We start from the raw sequence: 20,087 nt of genomic DNA, 5'->3' as shown, positions 1-20,087 counted from the left end.
TTCATTTTTAGGGTCACTTTTCAATGACCCTAAAAAATTATTTCAAAATTGTCAGTAATAATTAACCAATCCAAGCGCCACTACCCTTTCTTCCTAACCTCCAGCCATTTCTCCACCCACTCGCCGGCCAATTTCCTGATTTCGTCATCATCCAGTTCCTCCAGTTCATCGATATAGTATCGTAGAAGAGCTTCGTATGTACTAAGTGAGGCATTACGCCCTTTTTTTTAAGTCTATGTACGTAGATGGAGAAATATGCAAATCCTTGCAAAGAGTTTCGATGGTGACTCCACTCTGTTTTCTCGTTCGCTCGATAAAAAAGCCCAATGAAGGGTGAATAAAGTTTTTAGCCATTTAGATAGTTTTTAAGTAATTAGAGAGAATAATGTGTTATATATTGTTATTATTTACTTCGTTCCTTTAAAATCTTTCTCACATGTGAGAAAGATTCAAAGAAAGAGAAAGAATATCTTTGAGCCAACTATTTAAACATATAATATGCCAAAATCTTTTAAAATGTCGCTTTTCATGCCACCCATCTCACCGATGAAGGACGGAGCGACCGGGAAAACCGTGAAAAGCGCCACACTCACCCCCCTGCGTACTTTGGAACTGAAAGAAGTTTACAAACTCATCACAGCCAACAAACGGCTGATTATCCTGACCCAAGCCATCCGCGAAGCTGCCCTACAAGGCGATGATAACAACTGCCGGATGCTGAAACAGCAAACCTTACCCTACGTCACCCCCTGCGGCGTATTCACCCGACGACGGAGCGACTGCCTCACGGAATCCTCCGGCCTGGTTGTAGTCGATATCGACCACCTTGAATCCGCAGAAGAAACGGAAAACTTACGGCAAAAACTGTTCGATGACCCCTATCTATGCCCTGCACTGGTGTTCGTCAGCCCCACCGGACGAGGTGTAAAGGCTTTTGTACCCTGCCCTGCCGGACAGGACAGCACGGAGGCGGTGCGCTGGGCCATGAACTACGTCCACTGCATGTATGACGCCGAGAACACACAACCCGGAAAAGGAGTGGACACTTCGGGAAAAGACCTCGTACGCGCTTGTTTCCTCTGCCACGACCCGAAAGCACTGCTCAGAAAAGTTGTGAATTTCGAATTATGAGTCATTGCAAATCACCGACTACAAATTACTAATTATAAATTACCAAATCTGATGGAACCACTATCTTCATTGCACCTTCTGGCCGAAGCAGTCAGAAATGCAGGAGCAGACATTGCTCCAACCTATCAAGAATATATACAACTGGCATTTGCCATTGCCAACGATTGCGGAGAAGCAGGACGGCATGATTTTTTAAGTCTGTGCAGCCTGTCGTCCAAGTACGACCAACGGGCAGCCGACAAGCTCTTCAGCAATGCCCTGAAGACCGGCCGTAACGACGTGCATCTGGGAACCGCCTTTCATCTGGCCGAGCTTTGCGGCGTGAAGATTCAGCATGAAGCCGCAACCACCATTGGTACACTTGGTACACAAAGTTCACCCCTCTCTTCTGCCTCACACACACGCGCACGCGAGGAAGAGTCCGCATCGGGCATTGAACCAGTGTCTCCATTACCCACTTTCGACGAACACCTCCACTGGCCTTATCCCCTGAATCGCATCATGAGCTGTGGAACCTCCCCCGCCCAATATGATGTACTGCTACTGGGTGCCGTCACCGTATTGGGTGCCAGTATGGGAAAACACGTCCGATGTTCCTACGGAGGAAAAATGATGTCCCCCTGCCTGCAAACCTTTGTAGTAGCCCTGCCTGCATCCGGTAAAGGAGTGCTCTCCTTGGTACGCCTGCTTGCCGAGCCCATTCACGATGAAATACGTGGGCAGGTAAACGAAAGCATGGCATGTTACCGCCGCGAAAAAGCAAAATACGACACACTGGGCAAGGAACGTGGAAAAACGGAGACTCCCGTAATGCCTCTCAACAAGATGTTCCTCATCTCGGGCAACAACACCGGAACCGGCATCCTGCAAAACCTGATGGACTCCGACGGTACCGGACTGATATGCGAAAGCGAAGCCGACACCATCTCCACCGCCATCGGTTCGGAATACGGACACTGGAGCGACACCATGCGCAAAGCCTTCGACCACGACCGACTGTCCTACAACCGGCGCACCGACCACGAATACCGAGAGGTAAAGAAAACTTATCTTTCCGTACTTCTGTCAGGCACTCCCTCACAAGTAAAACCCCTGATTCCCACTGCTGAGAACGGGCTCTTTTCCCGCCAGATATTCTACTACATGCCTGCCATACATCATTGGCAAAACCAGTTCGACCGCAATGACAGCAATCTTGAAGATACCTTCAAGGCTCTGGGCATGGAATGGAAGGACAAACTGAAAACCATTGTCATGAACGGAATATTCACCCTTCACCTTACGGACGGACAGAAAGATGAATTCAACCGGCTCTTCTCCCGGCTTTTCATACGCTCCGGACTGGCCAACGGAAACGAGATGTCAAGCAGCGTGGCACGTCTGGCCATCAACATCTGCCGCATCATGGAAGTGGTGGCCATGCTCCGCGCAATGGAACAAGGGGAAATCACCGCCTCGCCTTACGTGTCGCCCGACCCTCACACAGCCACAGACAATCTGAAAGACCACATTGTCAGCCGATGGAATCTCCTCATTGCTTCCGATGACTTTCATGCCGTACTCTCACTGGCCGAAAGCCTTTACCGGCATACCACCCATATCCTCTCCTTCCTGCCCAACACCGAAGTGACAAGCCGCGGCAATGCCGACCGGGATGCGCTGGTAGACAGCATGGAAGAAGAATTCACACGGGCCTCTTTCCTGCAGAAAGCCGGAGAGATGGGCATCAAATCGGAAACCGCCTCCACCTGGCTCAAACGCATGCAGAAACACGGGCTGGTGGAAAATGTAGATGGCAAGGGAAACTACCGGAAACCAAAAGTCTGACATTCACTTCGCTTCACGCACACGTATGTGTGTGAGGCGAAAGGATGGATGAACCTCTGTACCAAGTGTACCAACCTCACCTTTACGATTCCCGACCTGACCTTTACGCCATCCAACCTCAGGTTTAAGGCTCTCCCAGTGCAGCCACTATCAGCCGCACCTGGGCAGGCGTATAAGAGCGGGAACGGGAAGAACCACCCAAGGCGGAAAGTCCGTCACGCAAATCGGGACAAAGGTCTATCCAGTGTTTCAGTTTGCGGAAGGCAGCCTCCGGACAAAGATTGGGACAATAGATTTGGGCCAATTCAGTACGCCCGTATGTACGTATGACAAAAGAATCCATAGTTGACAGTTACGATTTATATTTCATCAAAAGTAACTATAAATCATGACATTATCAAACTTGCAAGCGTAAATAACCGACTAAAACAGACCCAAACAGACGAGAACCTGCAAAAACCGGCAAACGCCCATATCCACAGCCTTATCTTTGCATCGTTGAGTTCAACACAGCAAATGTTTTTATCCTTTAACTTCTAAATTTTAATTGTATGATTCGTTACAAAAAGTATCAAGTGACGGGCGAAGACAGCCCACTGAAAGGCCTCTGGTATGCACGCCCCGTAATCGAAGAAACCTTCGACATCGAAAAGCTGGCCAAGCACATGTCCAATCACAACACCCCCTATTCGAGTGGTGTCATCAAGGGGGTACTGGCAGACATGGTTTCCTGCACCAAAGAATTGATTCTGGACGGCAAGAACGTGAAACTGGATGACCTTGCCATCTTCTCCGTAGGAATCGTCAGCAAGAAAGGGGCGCAATCCGCTGCTGACTTCTCGCTGGCCAACAACGTGAAGGGGCTGAAGCTCCGCGCCCGTGCCACCGGCGAACTGAGTAATGCCCAAATCAACCTGGATGGACAGCTGAAGGAATCTTCCCTGTACACCGTAGGCGGAAAAGCTCCCGATGGCAGTGGTTCCGACGGCGGTTCCGGAGGAAGTGACGGTGATCAAGGCGAGAATCCGTTAGGATGAGAATAATTACAAATTACTAATTATCAATTACCAATCATCATGAGTGAAGACAAAAAGTCAAAATCCGTGTGGGGCATTGTCCTCAAAGTAATCATCACCGTAGCTACCGCCATAGCGGGAGCTTTAGGTCTGGGCGCTTGCAAATAGCCATGCGCACGATTACCCTGCTCATTGTTCATTGTTCGGCCACGCCTCAAGGCGTGGCCCTGGGCTTTGAGGATTGCCGCCGCGACCACATCCACCACCGCGGCTTCCGTGACATCGGCTATCATTTCTATCTGACCCGCAACGGCGAAATACACCGCGGCCGCCCGTTGGAAAAAATAGGTGCGCATTGCCTCAATCACAACCGCCATTCTATCGGCATCTGTTATGAAGGAGGACTGGATGCTGCAAGTTTTCCTGCCGATACCCGCACACTGGAACAGAAGGCTTCGTTACTGGCACTGCTACGTGAGTTGAAGCGTATCTTTCCACGGGCGCTGATTGTGGGGCACCATGATTTGAATCCAGCGAAAGCTTGTCCGTGCTTCGATGCGGAAAGGGAGTATAGGGGGCTGTAAAAGGCTCCCTTCTTCATTCTATACCCAATTTCATCAACCCCATGCGCACTTCTTTATTGGGGATATCCAGCGTATAAAGATGTGTAAGCGGAGAATAATTCTTTATCGTCACATACCCGCTTTGATAAAGCAACGGGGTGATATTTGTCATCCGTTCCGTAGGGGCATTGTTTACTTGCAAAGGAACAAAATCTGTTCGTATTTTGCTAACGAAGGGGGATGAAAGATACTAAAAAAAGAGGGGAAGAAGGAAATCTATTTTTCTGTAATCAATCTATCAACTTCACTTATCAAGAATGAAATCTGAGGATACAAATTATCAATTTCATCTTTGGTAAACTCTTTGAAATCATCATAATCACTTGACTGCCTTTTATCGTAAATTTTAGAAAAGATACGCCCGCATTCAGACGACAACAAATTCGTCTTTACAAAATGAAGTCCAAAAGCTTGTCGAACTCCCATGTGACTTTTCACTTCAATTCCATGCAAAATCAACAATGCTGAAACCATATGAAAACAAGCGTAATACATCCTATTTACAGCAGAATTCCATAGTTCATTATCTATCAAGACATCAACATCATGCATCAAGTCACATGCCTTTTGACGCCTATAATTGACAATATCACGCTTTATATCCTCTTCCATCACAGCAACACACCATCTTTCATTACATTATAATAAAATACAGTCTTTCTCTTTGCTGCCTCCCAAGCTTTACGAGTCATCACAATCGGGCTAATAATAGTACCTGTTTCTATTTCCAAATCATATATTGGAGCAGTAATGACATCCTCCTCCATAGGAGAAACTGTATCTTTATCCACTAAAATCAGAATATCAATGTCACTATTCTGTTTTGCCTCTCCACGTGCCTCAGAACCATAAAGAATAGTCTGAGAGTTGGGAGCAACACTCTTTATCATATATTTCAGACGCTTCACCAATTCCTTGCGATTCATATAGACTATGTTTTTAGTGTTTAGACTACCGCAAAGATAGTTTTATTTTTAAGAATTGCAGTAACAATATTCTCTTTTTTGATGACCTCTAACTATTCACGAACTCCCATGCAAATCTCGTTCCTTTCTCCAAATCCTGATTTACTTTCTTTCCCAATATATCTTTCAGATACTTAGGGTGCAAACCGAAGCCCGGACGAACGGAGCGAACGTTCTGCTCTGTAATCACTTCTCCGGCTTTCATATCCTCGGCTACATAGAGCGAACGGGAGAACTCCCTTCCCGACTTCATCTTATCAGTAAGTTCATACGATACTGAGCCGATAGCCGCTTCGGCCATGCGTATATCTTTCACCATTTGGGCAAACTCCTGCTCGTTCATTGAGAATGAGGCATCGGGGCCGCCAATACTACGGTCGATAATAAAATGCTTTTCAATCATGGTTGCACCTTGTGTCACAGCCACTACGGCAGACACACTGCCAATGGTATGATCGGACAAACCGGACTTCACTCCATAGCGCTCTGCCAAGTCTTTTATCATACACAGATTGGCTTCCTCAATGGGGGCAGGATAAGAGGAGGTGCATTTCAACAGCGTAATATCATCATTGCCCGCCGCACGGCAAGTATCTACAGCCAACTGAATGTCTTCTTCAGTGGCAATGCCGGTAGACATCACCATCGGTTTCATCTTCTTGGCGGCATACTCTATCAAAGGAATATCCGTAATTTCAAAAGAGGCAATCTTATAAATAGGGTTGCCCAAGGACTCCAAGAAATCTACCGCAGTTTTATCAAACGGTGATGAAAAACAGATAAGTCCTTCCTCCTTGGCCACACGAAACAATTCTTCGTGCCACTCCCAAGGGGTATAGGCTTGCTTATAAAGATCGTACAAACGAGTTCCATCCCAGATTGTACCTTGCTTAATCTTAAAATCATCAGCACGGCAATCCACCGTTATAGTGTCAGCCGTATAAGTTTGCAACTTTACGGCATCGGCACCGGATTTCTTGGCAGCAACGATAGTATCTATAGCTATTTGCTTATTTCCATTATGATTAGCAGATAATTCTGCTATTATCATTACCTTACTCATCTATTTGTTCAAGTCTTTAATTAAATAATCATATTCATCATCATTGGATATTTGTCTATACCCCAATTTCAAATGAAAGTGCAACGACCGGCTATTACTCCTCAATACCTTTGCCATAACAGAAGTCACCTGCTGTTCCTGAAGAAATTCAGACAAGGTGTTTTCAATCAACACAGCATCTCCATTTCCCCAAAACTCCGGCAATATAAATAGCCCGCGCTCCAAATGCGTGGCTGAACTATATTCTATATTTACAGAACCAAGAAGTTGTTCTTCCCGATAAACGGCCATATATATCTTCTTATACTGAACACTCAGGCTGTCTACAAACTTCAGGTGGGATTCCCAAAGAATAGGCTCCGTATGCGCCATTTGAATACGCACCTTTTCTTCATTTCTTGCCTGCCATATCAATAATTGCTTGTCTTTATCCAAAATTCTATAATCAACAAATTTCAGTCCATTCTTCTTTATCTCTATAGGAACAAACATATTTTGAAACAGCCTTCTATAACGCAATGACACTAAAGAAAAATCCATTGTATGCAAAGAATTGATTTTTTCTACAATCAAAGAATAATTCATCTCTGCAAAGTCCAAATTCAACAAGTTCCCCAAAGGATATATTAAATTATTTGCGGCATATTCAGCATAAACTTCCTTTTGGTTGTCTACATAATATCCGGCAACAACGGGTAATTGTTGGGACAATGCTTCCAAGCACACTGTGCTGGTCGGCACAAAAGCAATATCTGATTGTCTAAAGAGCTCTGACATCTCGGATGCAGACAAATTGTGCTGATAAGAAACCTTTGAAGAGCAATGCAATGTATCCAATTGGTATTTATCACCTACTATCGCAATTATCTGTTTCACAGTCTTTTCTTTTTGCAAAAAAGATACAAAGCGAGTGGTCAAATCATTCTTGTCGGAACCACCAAAACAGACAATGGCTTTTTCTATCTTTCTATTTTTCCGCTGTATTTGTGGCAATTGTAGAAACGGCAAGCGCAACAGTGCCCAAGCATAACCCAAACACAACTGCGTGTAAGGTTCTGTACTAAATAAATTTCCATTGGTTATTCCGTGATTAATCACAACATCGGCCACATAGTGCTTGTCGTGCATATCGTCAATGCACACCAGGCGACAACCTTTTTGCTTAATGGCACGCTGGTAATCGGTAGTGAAGAAATAATTGTCGAGCACCACGATTTCATCACCTTGCAGATGGGAAAGGAAATCATCATAATGCGATTCTTCCTGCAAGGGGATGAAAGGACATACCTTCTCCATCTCACTCACCTGATAAGGGGTAGGATGGCAAGTAAAGAAGGTACAATCAAAATCGTCCTTCAACATATCGGCCAAAGCCAGAGTACGGATAAAGTGACCGTAACCGATGGTAGCGCTTGCGTCGGCACGGAAATAGATTTTCTGCATTACATCATCTATGAAGTAACTCATACTTCATTTCCGCCAATGTCCAGTCGGTCAGCGTATCGAGGTCCTGCACTTCGAGTTCGGAAAGTACCAGTCCGGCTGTGTTCTTCCCCCAAAAAGTCCGGCTCTCCACAAAAGGAGCAGTACGAGAGAAATAGAATTGGCCGGCATCATGATAAATCGGCTCTAAATCTTGGGAACGTGCATTCATGTATTCGGGATAAACCATACCGATTCTCCCGTCTACAATATGAAGGCTACGCTGTATAGGATAGGAATAAGCCACACAAGTGAAAACAGAATCAATCTCCGAATTCATTTTTCCGTATGCTTCCCGAAGCCTTTCAGGAGTGACAAAAGGAGCTGTCGAGTAAATGCAACAAACTGTATCAAATTCCCTGCCTCGCTCTTTATACATCTCTAAAACTTCAAGAATTACATCGGCCGTGCCGGCATAATCATTCGAGGTCTCAGCACTGCGCATAAAAGGAACTTTGGCCCCGTATCCGCAAGCTATCTCCGCTATCTCTTCATCATCGGTCGAAACCATTACTTCGTCAAAAAGTCCGCTCTGCAAAGCCGCCTCAATGGAGTATGCAATAATAGGCTTGCCCATAAAGGTTTTGATATTCTTACGCGGAATACGTTTACTGCCGCCACGTGCAGGAATGATTGCTATATTTTTCATTTCGCTACAAATTCTATAACCTTGTTAATCACATACTCCTGTTCCTCGTTCGTCAGCGTGGGATACATCGGAAGACTCAGACAATGTTCGTAATACTCTTCTACTATAGGTAAATCGCCTTTCCTATTGCCCCACTGCTGATAGTAAGGCATCAGATGAAGCGGAGCATAATGAACCTGCGCATAGACATTGTTCTCGTGCAGATAATTATAAAGACCCAAGCGGTCAGCCACTTGAATGATATAAAGGTGATAAGCATGATAGACATCGGCAGCATTGAATGGAGTCTTGATGCCATCTATTCCGGAAAATGCTTCATTATAGCGTCTTACGATTTCATGGCGGCGTTCAAGACCTGCTTTCGCACGCTCCAGCTGAGAAATACCCAGGGCAGCCTGAAAATCAGTCAGACGGTAATTGTAGCCTAACTCCTGCATCTCGTAATACCAGCCACCATGATGCTCGTGCAATAAAGCAGGGTCTTTCGTAATGCCATGCGTACGGTAAAGACAAAGCTTGTCATAGAGCTCCTTGCTGTTGGTGGTCACCATGCCTCCCTCACCCGTAGCGATATGTTTCACGGGATGGAAAGAGAATACGGCACAGTCGGCAAAACAACCGTTACCACAATGTTGTTTCTTGCCTTTACTGTCCATGAAATAGCCGCCGGGAGCATGGCAGGCATCCTCTATAATCCACAAGCCGTACTCGTCGGCAAGCTTTCTGAACTCTTCCAGATCCAAAGGATAGCCTGCAAAATCAACCGGAACAATACCTTTGTAAGTACCGCGGGGAGAAGCTTTAAGCATGGCTTCAAGTTTACGGATATCCATGAGGTAAGTATCCTTGTCAATATCACAGAATACCACCTCGCCGCCACAATAGCGGATGCAGTTGGCACTGGCTGCAAAGGTCATGGGAGTGACAATCACCTTGTCGCCCGGCTTTACATTCAGTGCGGTAGCTGCAAGATGAAGCCCCGAAGTGGCATTGTTCACTGCTACGGCATATTGTGCACCTACATATTCGGCAAATTTCGTTTCAAATTCCCTAATTTTGGGACCTTGTGTCAGGTAATCGCTTTTCAGGGTATCGATGACTGCCCGGATATCCTCATCTGTGATATGCTGACGACCGTATGGAATAGGCTTGCTTATCATTTCACCTCGAAATTAGGGTCAACGTATTTCTTTATATTCTCGCGCATAGTCTCTACTGTCTCCCACTCCGTATTGTTGTCACTGCTGTAGTGGAAACCGTCGGGAACGGGTACTGCATTGTGATGTCTGATGAACTCTTCGCGACTGTGCTTGAAAGATACGGAAGGAAGAATGACATAATATCTGCCCAAATCGATTGTATCAAGAGCATCGGTTACAGTAATCATCTCCTCGTGCAGTTTCTCTCCCGGACGGATGCCCACTTCCACCTGTGGCAGATTGGGTGCAATGGCGGTAGCCACGTCCTTGATATGATAGGAAGGAATCTTTGGAATAAAGATTTCACCACCCAGGTGATGTCCGATGGCATACATGACCAAAGCGACACCGGCTTCCAGTGAGATGTTGAAACGGGTCATGCGCATATCGGTTATGGGAAGTTCCTTCGCCCCGTTGTCACGCTTGTTGATAAAGAAAGGGATTACGGAACCGCGGGAACCCATCACATTGCCATAACGGACCACGGAGAACCTGATGTTCTTGGAACCGCTGATATTGTTGGCGGCAGTAAACAGCTTGTCGGAAGTGAGCTTGGTGGCGCCATAAAGATTGATGGGGGCACAAGCCTTGTCGGTAGAAAGGGCCACCACATGCTGTACACCGGTGGCAAGAGCAGCCTTTATCACATTCTGCGCACCGTGTACATTGGTTTTGATGCACTCTTCGGGATTGTATTCAGCGGTATCCACCTGCTTGATGGCAGCTGCATGGATAATCACGTCCACTCCTTCGCAAGCCCGCGTCAGACGTTCGAGGTCACGGACATCACCGATAAAGAAACGCAGTTGCGGATACTTATGACCGGGATATTTCTGTTTCAGCTCAAATTGCTTCAGCTCATCGCGGGAGTAAATAATGATTTTCTTTACTTGCGGATAATCACGGAGAATGGTTTCCACAAACTTCTTTCCGAAGGAACCCGTTCCTCCGGTAATCAATACGGATTTATTGTTAAGCATTATAATGAAAAGTTTTATTCATCGATATATTCCCACGGATAGGGATTGTCTGTCACATTCTGAAACTCATCAACCGCTTCCTGCTGTTCGGGAGTAAGTGATAAGGAATCCCAAGAGGCGATGATGGAACGGCCTTCGTCGGCCAAAGACTCGTCGAACACTTCACCGTAGCAGGCGGTAAGCAGACGGAGCTTCAGTAAGGAAGCGGGAAGGGCATCGAGCACATCCCAACAACAGTCCAGCACTTTCTGGACATGCCGCTGCTTTTCGCCATGATCCACAAAAGAGGCGCTGTAACCCATAAGAAGGGCAAGACAGACATTTGCCTGCTCGTCGATGGTAGTGCCTTTTACACCCGACCGGTACAAAGCCATGGTAAGACGGTAGACCTCACCGTTCCGCCGTGACAAGTCATCGCTATAGACGGGACTGCCGTCCATACCCAAATACATCAGTTCGTGCGCAGCACGCTGAAGAGTGATTGCTTCTTCGGAAAGAGACATAAGCAATTATAGAATTAAAAATTAAAAATTAAAGTTCAGCCGATTACTTCTATAAGATCGGGATGGATAGTGGCCATGGCAACAGCTATGACACCTTGTATTTCGATAACCACGCGACGGTCACGTGCGCCTTTCACCTTCAGAAATATACCCTCTTGCCCCTCAAATTCACCGCCGGTAATCCGGACTTTGGTACCTTTGGACAAGTTCAATTCATCCGGTTGAAAATAAAGAAGATGATCATCGTAAGTGCCGGACACGGCAATGAAACGCTGCATCTGACTGTCGGGGACAATAATCTTCTGTCCACTGCGGGTATCAGTGATATATTGCAGATAAGTGACTTGAGACTTTACACGCTGCACATCGGAAGGACGGGCATGGACAAAAAGCAGATTATGAACGACCGGAACCAGAGCACGGACTTTTTTTCCTTTTTTTATACTTATCTTGTATTGCATAGGAATGAAACAGCCCAAATTTTCTTTCTTTAGCAGACGCATGGCATCCGGTTCTCTGCGGTAGGTGGCACGCATAGCATACCAGATTTCGGCCTCTTTCTCTATTCCCATTTTATGCTTTTGTTCAGACAAGGGTGTTCTCCTGGGGCTTTGAACCTCTTGCATACACTTGAAATTCAATTACTTGCGGACACTTTATGTAGAATACGACAAGCTTTATGCCCTTCTTGTCAACAGATTTTTTGCAGTCATTCATTACCTGACAGGTAAAATGCTGTAAACGAATCTATTGCAAGCAAAAAGCGTTCAATAGACGTTCGTTTTTTGAACGTCAATATTTAAGAAAATTAAAGAGGGAAGATTACTTAAAAATTAGTAAAAGGAAGAAGTTAGAGAAATACAATGCAATAGGCTTACTGACAAAGTATTATACTCACTAAAAAGAAATTTATAGAATATTTTTATTAAACATTTTGCGAGATTCAAAAATACACGTTATCTTTGCGTTCATTAAACGAACGTTTAAAAAACGCCTTTTCCAAACGCAATATTTCACTGTATAACAACCAATTACACCCAATAAAAAAATATCGTGTTTATAGAAATCTGATTTCCACAAACACGATATCAATTAAAAAAGAAATTACTATTCTCAGAAATTAAAGATACCCAATTCCGGGAAAGTAGCCCCCTGCACTGCAAAACAGATTCCGAAGCAAGCTGCACTTACAATCCAAAGGATAACCAGCGTCCACTTCAAGCCGGAGTTCATCGGCTGCCACTTGAATATCTGGCTAAAGATGGCCCACACAAGGCTGACCAAAGGAATTCCTACCAACAAGATACCTGCAATGTACATCACAATGGCAGACAGCGGAGAAGTAGGCAGTACCACATCAGCCATCGGGAAAAGGGAAATGAGAGCTGCACCACCACCAACAGCCACCGCTATCGCAGCAAACAACAGCGCCACGAATACCACTCCAAACACAAACAGTATCGGACTGCAAATAATGGCGAATATCACCAGACAGATTTTCAAGAACCAGCCGACAATCATCACCAATGCATCTCCCAACTTCTGCAAGAAAGTACGGGGTTTATCCGACCTCATATAATCATTCACCCCATTGGCAACCTTCTCAAAACCGTCCGTCACCGTCTTTCCGATATTCTCCACCGTAACGGCCTCGCCACGCATACTCAACTTCTCGGCTGCTGTGCGGGCTTCCGGTATAACCAGCCAACACACGATATAGACCGGTATCAATGTCCCTACCCCACAAATCAAGATGACAAGCAGTAACAGTCGAAGTAAAGTTACATCCCATCCCAGGTAGGCAGCCATTCCACTGATGACACCACCCAGCATTTTGTCATCCGGATTGCGGTATAGACGACGGCGTGTAGTGCCATAAGCGGTATTGCTGTTCCAAGCACCGGCACCATAGCCGCCCCCGGCACTCGTGCTGCCGGAATCGGCACTAGCACTCTCTCCTTCCGCCTCCATATCTTCCGGCTTTCCCATGCGGGCAATCACCTCTTCCACATCGGCTATCGTGATTACTTGCGAACCGGCCGACAATTTCTCGGCAAAGAGTTCGGAAATACGGCGTTCAATATCATCTACAATCTCGTCGGCACCTGCTTCCTTGCGGAAGTGCATCTTGAGATTACTCAGATAATTATCCAAAAGACGGTATGCGTCATCATCAATATTGAAAACGGTTCCACCTAAATTTACAGTTAATGTCTTTTTCATAACACACTATTTATTTACAATTTGACTATTTACGATTTACTATTTACCATTCGGCGAATGCGGCATATTCTCTGTGGTCATTTCAAGAATTGCTAATGTGATTCACCGTCTCGTTCAACTCTTTCCAGGATGTTTCCAGTTCACCGAGAAAGACTTCTCCTTTTTCCGTCAACCGGTAATATTTACGGGGAGGACCTTGTGTAGACTCAATCCATTCATACCCCAAAAGGTCGTCGTTCTTCAAACGAGTGAGCAACGGATAAAGTGTACCTTCCACCACAATCAGTCTGGCTTCTTTCAACTTCTGAATGATATCCGAAGCATAAGCCGGCTCTTTGTGAAGCAGCAGCATGATGCAATATTCAAGCATGCCCTTGCGCATTTGCGACTTTACATTGTTTACATCCATAATGGTATTTACTATTTGACAATTTACGATTTACTATTTGGCTGCGCAATAGAGTAATGAGTGTCCTTATTCATTCTATTGTTGTTCCTTGTATGGCACAAATATATGTATTATACCAGTACCTTGCATTACAAAGTACTTTATATTAAACATTATTAACAAGAAAAGTAGTTCACGCTACTCTATAACATCAGTAACGTGAACAGAGAGGAAGAGGGATATTTACCGATGGATAACAATTTTATCCAATATACCGGTCAGACTCGCAATTGCTACTCCGTAGTTGGTTATGGGGATGTGCTGTGCGTGGGCATGGGCTATACGATTGAGAACGTACTTCCGGTTGAACATGCAAGCGCCGCAATGGATAATTAAATCATATCGGAACAAGTCTTTGGGAAAGTCATTTCCAGATACAAAGTCTATCTGCAATTCCTCGCCGATGCGCTTTCGTAACAGGCGGGGAATTTTGACGGTGCCGATGTCCTCGGTCAGCGGGGCGTGGGTGCAGGCTTCGGCTATCAGTACACGCGATTGGGGTGTCAGGCTATGAATAGCGGCAGCTCCCTCTACAAAGGCATTGATGTCTCCTTTGTAACCGGCAAAAAGAACCGAGAAGGAAGTAAGACTACTCTCGGCAGGCTTTTGTTGATAGACGATGGGGAACACCTGAGAGTCTGTGATTATCAGCTTAGGCGGACGGACAAGGGCTTGCAGGGAGGCTTGCAGCTTGTCGGTGGTGCAGCTCATCACTAAGCACTTTTTATCCAACAGTTCGCGGATGGTCTGCACTTGCGGAAGAATGAGACGACCTTTGGGGGCTTGTATATTCTGGGGCATCACCAGCAGGACGACATCTCCTTCACGCACCAAATCGCCCGTGATAGTCTGCTCACCAAAATTCTCGGGAAGCTTTTCGAGGATAGCATCGAAGATACCTTGAATGCCGGTACCCTCTTTGGCACTGACCACAACGGGAGCCTGCCCGCACTCCTTTTCAATCCGAAGCACCACGGAAGCGGTGTCTTGACGGGAATCGGCTTTATTCAGTATCAGTATCACGGAGATTTCGCGCGCTGCCAGCAGCTTTAGCCATTGCTGTTCCAGCGTTCCGTCAGCTTCATAAAGCAAGAGGGCGATGTCCGCTTTCTCCACCGTCTTTAAGGTACGCTCCACGCGCATACCGCCCAGTTCGCCTTCGTCGTCATCAAAACCGGGGGTATCGATAAAGAGGCACGGGCCCAAAGGATATACTTCCATGGCTTTGGTTACGGGATCGGTAGTAGTGCCGGGCGTTGCGGATACCAATGCCGTGTCTTGCCCGGTCAAGGCATTGACAAGGCTGGACTTTCCGCTGTTCCGTCGTCCAAAGACGGCAATGTGCAGGCGGTTGGAACGAGGTGTATTATTCATAAATCCGAAATCTAAAATCTAAAGTCTCTTTTCCCCTCCCCTATCTCCTGAAGATTACGTTCGGCTATCGCCCGTATCTTTGGGTTCGGGATATGCTCCATCTCCTCACGAATCAGCCGCATGCCCTTCTCCTTGGTTTCGGAGGAGGCATAGTCCTCCAGATATTCTTTTAATGTCATCAGTGCATTGGGCTGGCAGCAGTTTGCTATCTGTCCGCGCTTGACGAGCGACATGAAGCGGTCTCCGGTACGTCCCTCGCGGTAGCAGGCGGTGCAGAAACTGGGGATATGCCCCAAGTCGAGCAGCCAGCTCACCACTTCATCCAGCGTGCGCCGGTCGCTCACATCGAATTGGGAGGAATCTTCCTCTTTGGCTTCCGGCACGGCATAACCTCCTACGCTGGTGCGTGAACCGCCGCTTATCTGCGAAACACCCAGTTCGAGTACCCGACGGCGTACGGCTTCCGACTCACGGGTGGAAATAATCATTCCCGTATAAGGCACCGCAATACGCGCCACTGCCACAATACGGCAGAACATCTCATCCGAGATGGCATCGGGAAAATCCTCGGTCGAAATATCATCTGCCGGACAGATACGCGGCACGCTGATGGTATGCGGACCCACGCCAAAGGTAGCTTCCAGATGTTCGGCATGCATCAGCAGTCCTACGAAGTCATAACGATAGGTGTTCAGACCGAACAATACGCCGATACCTACGTCGTCGATGCCACCCTCCATAGCACGGTCCATCGCTTCGGTGTGGTAGGCATAATTACTTTTCGGTCCCGTGGGATGCAAGGCTTCGTAATGCTCTTTGCTGTAAGTCTCCTGAAAAAGGATATAAGTGCCGATGCCTGCCTCTTTCAGCAACCGATAGTTTTCCACTGTAGTGGCGGCTATGTTGACATTCACCCGGCGGATGGCTCCATTCTTGTGGTGGATGCTGTAGATGGTGCGGATGGACTCTAAGATATAGTCGATAGGGTTGTTTCGAGGGTCTTCTCCGGCTTCCAGGGCAAGGCGTTTATGCCCCATGTCCTGTAAGGCGATAACCTCGCGGCGTATCTCCTCTTGCGAGAGTTTCTTGCGGGGAATGGTACGGTTCTTGGCATGATACGGGCAATAGACGCAGCCGTTCACGCAATAGTTGGAAAGGTAAAGTGGGGCAAACATCACGATGCGGTTGCCATAGAATTTCCGTTTGATTTCACGTGCCAGATGATAGATGCGCTGCACCAGTTCCGGCTCGTCACATTCCAGCAGCAGGGCCGCCTCCCGATGGGAAAGTCCCTGGCACAAAGCAGCCTTGTCAATCAAACTTTCGATGAGCGGACGGTTGTTGCGGTTTACCTGCGCATACTCCAATGTATCCAATATCTCCTGGTGATTGATGAATTCTTCTGCTTGTCTTGACTTTATGTTATACACTTCGTAAATTGACAATTGGTAATTAAAATAAAGAATGAAGATTTGAAAATTATCAATTATCAACGGTCAATTCTCCATTCTCATAATCTCCTCTCTCTTTTGATACCTCGTAGCCTATCCCTTTCAGTTGTTCCTCCAATTTTTGCAAACCTTCTGCCGCTTCGGCACCCACAGAAGCTTTGTTATCATAAAGGGAGTACTTCGTCCGCTGATGAGAAGGCGAAAGATTAGGCATCACGACATTGGCGCCAGCCAATATTCCCCGTTCCCGTCCGTCCGGAGCAAGTGTGGCCAGGGCAGTGGTAGCAGGTATCAGTGCCGCGGGATGCATCAGCCGGAAGATAGAAAGCAACTTCAGCGTCAACTCCATATCTCCCGGCGGAAAAGAGGCAAACGGAGTATCGTGATGCGGAAGAAAAGGTCCCATGCCTATCATCTCCGGCTGAAACCGTTCGATGAAGAGAATATCTTCTACCAGATGGTCCACCGTCTGGTAAGGACTGCCTACCATGATTCCGGTTCCCACTTGATAGCCTATCTCTTTCAGCCAGTCCAAGCATTGCAACCGATGGGAAAGGGACATCTCAGCAGGATGAAGCCGGTGATAATGCCCTTCGTTGCAGGTTTCGTGCCGCAACAGATAGCGGTTGGCACCTGCCAGGAAGAAACGTTCGTAGGCTTCCCGCGATTTTTCGCCCAAAGATAAGGTAATGGCACAATCCGGGAAGGATTGCCGGATGGCGGCAACTGTCTCCACCATCCCCTCATCCTTCACCGCCGGCGCTTCGCCCCCTTGCAGCACAAAGGTACGGAAGCCCAACCGATAGCCTTCATGGCAACACGAAAGAATCTCCTCCTGCGCCAGCTCATAACGGACTATGTTCCGGTTCTCCTTCCGTATGCCGCAATAGTAGCAGTTATTGCGGCAACGGTTGGTTATCTCAATCAGTCCGCGAATGAAGATTTTATTGCCAAAGCGGGCAAGCGTTTCTTCCCGAGCCTGCCCCTGCAAATAGGCTGCAAGTTCTGTGTCCCGGCAAAGAAGCAAGGCTTTATACTCTTCGGCATCCAGCCTGCGATTGCTCCGCAGTTTGTCAATCAAATATTTCAATACGTTTCCTCTCTCTTAGCCAACTCTTGTGTCAACTGACGCTTTCCGGCAGCTATCTCATTGTGTGCACACGGTCCGGTGATGCAACCACCCTCGCATGCCATCACTTCGATGAACTGTCCCGGAGCCTTACCGGTTTTGGCATAAGCACGCAGCGAACCGATAGCCTTCTTATCCAGATTAGCCACCTGCACGGCATTGATTTTATCCGCTTCTTCTTTCAGATAAGCCTTCACAGCACCCATCACACCGCCTGCCTGGGCAAAGCCATGTGCCTCGCGCACGGAAGTGAAACTCATGGAATAGGGCTTCGCCTGCTCCATCTGAATATCCAGTCCGGCAAACACGGAAGCCATCTCCTCGAAAGTCATAATGAAATCCACCGCTTCGTCACGCTGCGCCTCTTTACGCTTGGCTACGCACGGACCGATAAAGACCACCTTTGCATCCGGATACTTCTCCTTGGCAATGCGTGCGGCATAGTACATCGGCGAACCGGTGCCCGACACGTAGGGCTTCATGGCAGGAATATGCTTGTTCACCAGTTCTATATAAGACGGGCAGCAGGAAGTCGTCATAAACTTCTGTCCCTCTTCCAACTTCTCAATCAGTTCGTGCGCCTCGTTGCTGACGGTATCCATCGCACCTTGCGCCACCTCGATGACATCCGTAAAGCCCACTTGTTTCAGTGCGCCATACACTTGTTCAATAGTCGTCTTGAACTGCCCCAGAATGGACGGAGCCACGATAGCCACCACCTGCTCACCCTTACGGATTCTGTGCAACACGTCGAACACTTGCGATATTTCGAAAATTGCTCCGAATGGACATGCATTGAGACACTTTCCGCAATAGATACATTTGCTTTCGTCAATATGCTCTATCCCCTTCTCATCCTTACTGATGGCTTTCACGGGACAAGCCTCCTCACAAGGTACGGGAATATAAACAATGGCATGGTAGGGACAACTCTTATGGCAGATGCCGCAACTGATACACGCATCATGGTCAATCCATGCCTGCCCGCTCTCCTTGACGTGCACTGCCTTCTTGGGACAATTCACCTGGCAACTGCGTGCCGTACATCCGCGGCAGAGGTTCGTAATCTCGTAGTTAATCTGCACACATGCCGAACAAGCTTCGTCAATCACACACATGATGTTGTCTTTCGGCCTGCCATTTTCCGCTCTGTCCAATGCACGGGCAGCGTACTCCGACAAGGGGGTCAGCTCATCCGTCTCGTCCTCCATATCGAGTCCCAGAAGCGGCAATGACTTGTACTTCCACACCGCGCGCTCTTTGTGCACACAGCAGCGTCCCGCGTGCTTGGACCTCTTCGGACTCAGCTCGATGGGCAGCCGGTCTATTTTATCCACAAGTTCGTTGTTATTCCACAGCTTTACCAGTTCCTTCAGCAATCTGTGGCGGACAATCATAATGTTGCTCGTAAATGCCATAATTTTTAAAATCAGAATTAGTTAGTTCGGTAACGGTCTGCAAAGATAACGATTGTTTCACAAAAAAGGCTTAACTTTACACCCCAAACAGTATAAATACAACCGATATGTTTACCATAAGAAAAGCAACGACAGCAGACTGCGCACTGATTCAGAAACTTGCGCAGCAAATATTTCCCGTCACGTATAAGGATATCCTTACTCCCGAGCAGACCGACTACATGATGGAATGGATGTATTCATTGGACAATATCCGTAAACAAATGGAAGAGGAAGGCCACGTCTATTTCCTGGCTTACGAAGAATGTGAAGCGGCGGGCTATGTGTCCGTACAGCAGCAAGGAGAAGATTTATTCCACCTGCAAAAGATTTATGTGCTCCCCTATTACCAGGGTGCACATTGCGGCAGTTTCCTCTTTCGCGAAGCCATCAAGTACATCAAGAAAGTGCATCCCGGCCCTTGTCTGATGGAATTGAATGTGAACCGTAACAACAAGGCACTGCAGTTTTACGAACATATGGGAATGCGGAAACTCCGTGAAGGGGATTTCCCGATAGGAAACGGATATTACATGAATGACTACATCATGGGACTGGAAATCTGAG

Annotated in this window: 22 protein-coding genes and 1 pseudogene; 6 read left to right on the top strand and 17 right to left on the bottom strand. The window is 47.0% G+C overall.

What is annotated here, in order from left to right:
• Positions 1 to 498 precede the first annotated feature (498 nt).
• Both DW096_RS01045 and DW096_RS01040 read left to right on the top strand, forming a co-directional pair.
• On the top strand, positions 499 to 1,131 hold the full coding sequence (locus DW096_RS01045; protein ID WP_199711477.1) for a BT4734/BF3469 family protein: 633 nt from the start codon (positions 499 to 501) through the stop codon (positions 1,129 to 1,131).
• A 51-nt stretch (positions 1,132 to 1,182) separates the two neighbouring features.
• Positions 1,183 to 2,958, top strand: a complete 1,776-nt coding sequence (locus DW096_RS01040; protein ID WP_120028637.1) for a DUF3987 domain-containing protein — start codon at positions 1,183 to 1,185, stop codon at positions 2,956 to 2,958.
• 124 nt (positions 2,959 to 3,082) lie between these two features.
• Here the strand turns inward: DW096_RS01040 and DW096_RS01035 are convergent, their stop codons facing one another.
• On the bottom strand, positions 3,083 to 3,301 hold the full coding sequence (locus DW096_RS01035; RefSeq protein WP_005829478.1) for a DUF4248 domain-containing protein: 219 nt from the start codon (positions 3,299 to 3,301) through the stop codon (positions 3,083 to 3,085).
• A gap of 208 nt (positions 3,302 to 3,509) precedes the next feature.
• On the opposite strand from DW096_RS01035, the gene DW096_RS01030 reads away from it, so the two are divergent.
• From DW096_RS01030 to DW096_RS01025, 3 genes are read left to right on the top strand one after another with little or no spacing between them, the layout of a single operon-like run.
• A complete protein-coding gene (locus DW096_RS01030; protein ID WP_009038578.1) occupies positions 3,510 to 3,995 on the top strand; it encodes a DNA-binding protein in 486 nt (161 codons plus the stop codon).
• A 39-nt stretch (positions 3,996 to 4,034) separates the two neighbouring features.
• Positions 4,035 to 4,142, top strand: coding sequence for a smalltalk protein (locus DW096_RS19695; protein ID WP_005829485.1), 108 nt, complete (start codon positions 4,035 to 4,037; stop codon positions 4,140 to 4,142).
• Between the two features lie 2 nt (positions 4,143 to 4,144).
• Positions 4,145 to 4,558, top strand: coding sequence for an N-acetylmuramoyl-L-alanine amidase (locus tag DW096_RS01025; protein ID WP_035448365.1), 414 nt, complete (start codon positions 4,145 to 4,147; stop codon positions 4,556 to 4,558).
• Between the two features lie 13 nt (positions 4,559 to 4,571).
• On the opposite strand, the pseudogene DW096_RS01020 reads toward DW096_RS01025, so the two are convergent.
• The 16 genes and pseudogenes from DW096_RS01020 to DW096_RS00945 all read right to left on the bottom strand — a co-directional run.
• Positions 4,572 to 4,727, bottom strand: a pseudogene (locus DW096_RS01020) (AAA family ATPase); the annotation flags it as partial.
• 86 nt (positions 4,728 to 4,813) lie between these two features.
• Complete coding sequence (locus tag DW096_RS01015; protein WP_034529826.1) at positions 4,814 to 5,209, bottom strand: HEPN domain-containing protein; 396 nt, start codon at positions 5,207 to 5,209, stop codon at positions 4,814 to 4,816.
• Positions 5,209 to 5,523 carry a nucleotidyltransferase domain-containing protein gene (locus tag DW096_RS01010; protein ID WP_008663357.1) on the bottom strand — a complete coding sequence of 105 codons (315 nt, stop codon included), beginning with the start codon at positions 5,521 to 5,523 and terminating at the stop codon, positions 5,209 to 5,211. Before DW096_RS01010 ends, DW096_RS01015 begins: the two co-directional genes overlap by 1 nt.
• Before the next feature lie 88 nt (positions 5,524 to 5,611).
• On the bottom strand, positions 5,612 to 6,625 hold the full coding sequence (pseI, locus tag DW096_RS01005) for a pseudaminic acid synthase (protein WP_117681554.1): 1,014 nt from the start codon (positions 6,623 to 6,625) through the stop codon (positions 5,612 to 5,614).
• Positions 6,626 to 8,092, bottom strand: coding sequence for a UDP-2,4-diacetamido-2,4,6-trideoxy-beta-L-altropyranose hydrolase (gene pseG / locus DW096_RS01000; protein WP_118930821.1), 1,467 nt, complete (start codon positions 8,090 to 8,092; stop codon positions 6,626 to 6,628).
• A complete protein-coding gene (gene pseF, locus DW096_RS00995; protein WP_118930822.1) occupies positions 8,073 to 8,756 on the bottom strand; it encodes a pseudaminic acid cytidylyltransferase in 684 nt (227 codons plus the stop codon). Before pseF ends, pseG begins: the two co-directional genes overlap by 20 nt.
• A complete protein-coding gene (pseC, locus tag DW096_RS00990; protein WP_118930823.1) occupies positions 8,753 to 9,916 on the bottom strand; it encodes a UDP-4-amino-4,6-dideoxy-N-acetyl-beta-L-altrosamine transaminase in 1,164 nt (387 codons plus the stop codon). The genes pseF and pseC overlap by 4 nt, the downstream gene beginning before the upstream one ends.
• A complete protein-coding gene (gene pseB / locus DW096_RS00985) occupies positions 9,913 to 10,935 on the bottom strand; it encodes a UDP-N-acetylglucosamine 4,6-dehydratase (inverting) (protein ID WP_118930824.1) in 1,023 nt (340 codons plus the stop codon). Before pseB ends, pseC begins: the two co-directional genes overlap by 4 nt.
• A gap of 14 nt (positions 10,936 to 10,949) precedes the next feature.
• On the bottom strand, positions 10,950 to 11,438 hold the full coding sequence (locus DW096_RS00980) for a UpxZ family transcription anti-terminator antagonist (protein ID WP_117887275.1): 489 nt from the start codon (positions 11,436 to 11,438) through the stop codon (positions 10,950 to 10,952).
• Positions 11,439 to 11,473: 35 nt separating this feature from the next.
• The gene (locus DW096_RS00975) at positions 11,474 to 12,010 is read right to left on the bottom strand and encodes a UpxY family transcription antiterminator (protein WP_118930825.1); all 537 of its coding nucleotides are present in this window, start codon (positions 12,008 to 12,010) and stop codon (positions 11,474 to 11,476) included.
• 541 nt (positions 12,011 to 12,551) lie between these two features.
• A complete protein-coding gene (locus DW096_RS00970) occupies positions 12,552 to 13,661 on the bottom strand; it encodes a PspC domain-containing protein (RefSeq protein WP_044468510.1) in 1,110 nt (369 codons plus the stop codon).
• A gap of 82 nt (positions 13,662 to 13,743) precedes the next feature.
• A complete protein-coding gene (locus tag DW096_RS00965) occupies positions 13,744 to 14,070 on the bottom strand; it encodes a PadR family transcriptional regulator (protein WP_005825341.1) in 327 nt (108 codons plus the stop codon).
• A gap of 222 nt (positions 14,071 to 14,292) precedes the next feature.
• Positions 14,293 to 15,483: a [FeFe] hydrogenase H-cluster maturation GTPase HydF gene (hydF, locus tag DW096_RS00960; RefSeq protein ID WP_118930826.1), complete on the bottom strand. Its 1,191-nt coding sequence runs from the start codon at positions 15,481 to 15,483 to the stop codon at positions 14,293 to 14,295.
• Between the two features lie 11 nt (positions 15,484 to 15,494).
• Positions 15,495 to 16,913, bottom strand: coding sequence for a [FeFe] hydrogenase H-cluster radical SAM maturase HydG (hydG, locus tag DW096_RS00955; RefSeq protein ID WP_118930856.1), 1,419 nt, complete (start codon positions 16,911 to 16,913; stop codon positions 15,495 to 15,497).
• A gap of 52 nt (positions 16,914 to 16,965) precedes the next feature.
• Positions 16,966 to 18,024: a [FeFe] hydrogenase H-cluster radical SAM maturase HydE gene (gene hydE / locus DW096_RS00950; RefSeq protein ID WP_120028636.1), complete on the bottom strand. Its 1,059-nt coding sequence runs from the start codon at positions 18,022 to 18,024 to the stop codon at positions 16,966 to 16,968.
• The gene (locus tag DW096_RS00945; protein ID WP_120028635.1) at positions 18,021 to 19,481 is read right to left on the bottom strand and encodes a monomeric [FeFe] hydrogenase; all 1,461 of its coding nucleotides are present in this window, start codon (positions 19,479 to 19,481) and stop codon (positions 18,021 to 18,023) included. The genes hydE and DW096_RS00945 overlap by 4 nt, the downstream gene beginning before the upstream one ends.
• A 107-nt stretch (positions 19,482 to 19,588) precedes the next feature.
• On the opposite strand from DW096_RS00945, the gene DW096_RS00940 reads away from it, so the two are divergent.
• A complete protein-coding gene (locus DW096_RS00940) occupies positions 19,589 to 20,086 on the top strand; it encodes a GNAT family N-acetyltransferase (RefSeq protein ID WP_008663324.1) in 498 nt (165 codons plus the stop codon).
• Position 20,087: the final 1 nt, after the last annotated feature.

Origin of the sequence: Bacteroides sp. AM07-18 (genome assembly GCF_003602695.1) — a bacterium.
GTDB lineage: Bacteria > Bacteroidota > Bacteroidia > Bacteroidales > Bacteroidaceae > Bacteroides > Bacteroides uniformis.
Note: the sequence above shows the minus strand (reverse complement) of the source record. Positions and strands in the feature narration are given on the sequence as shown.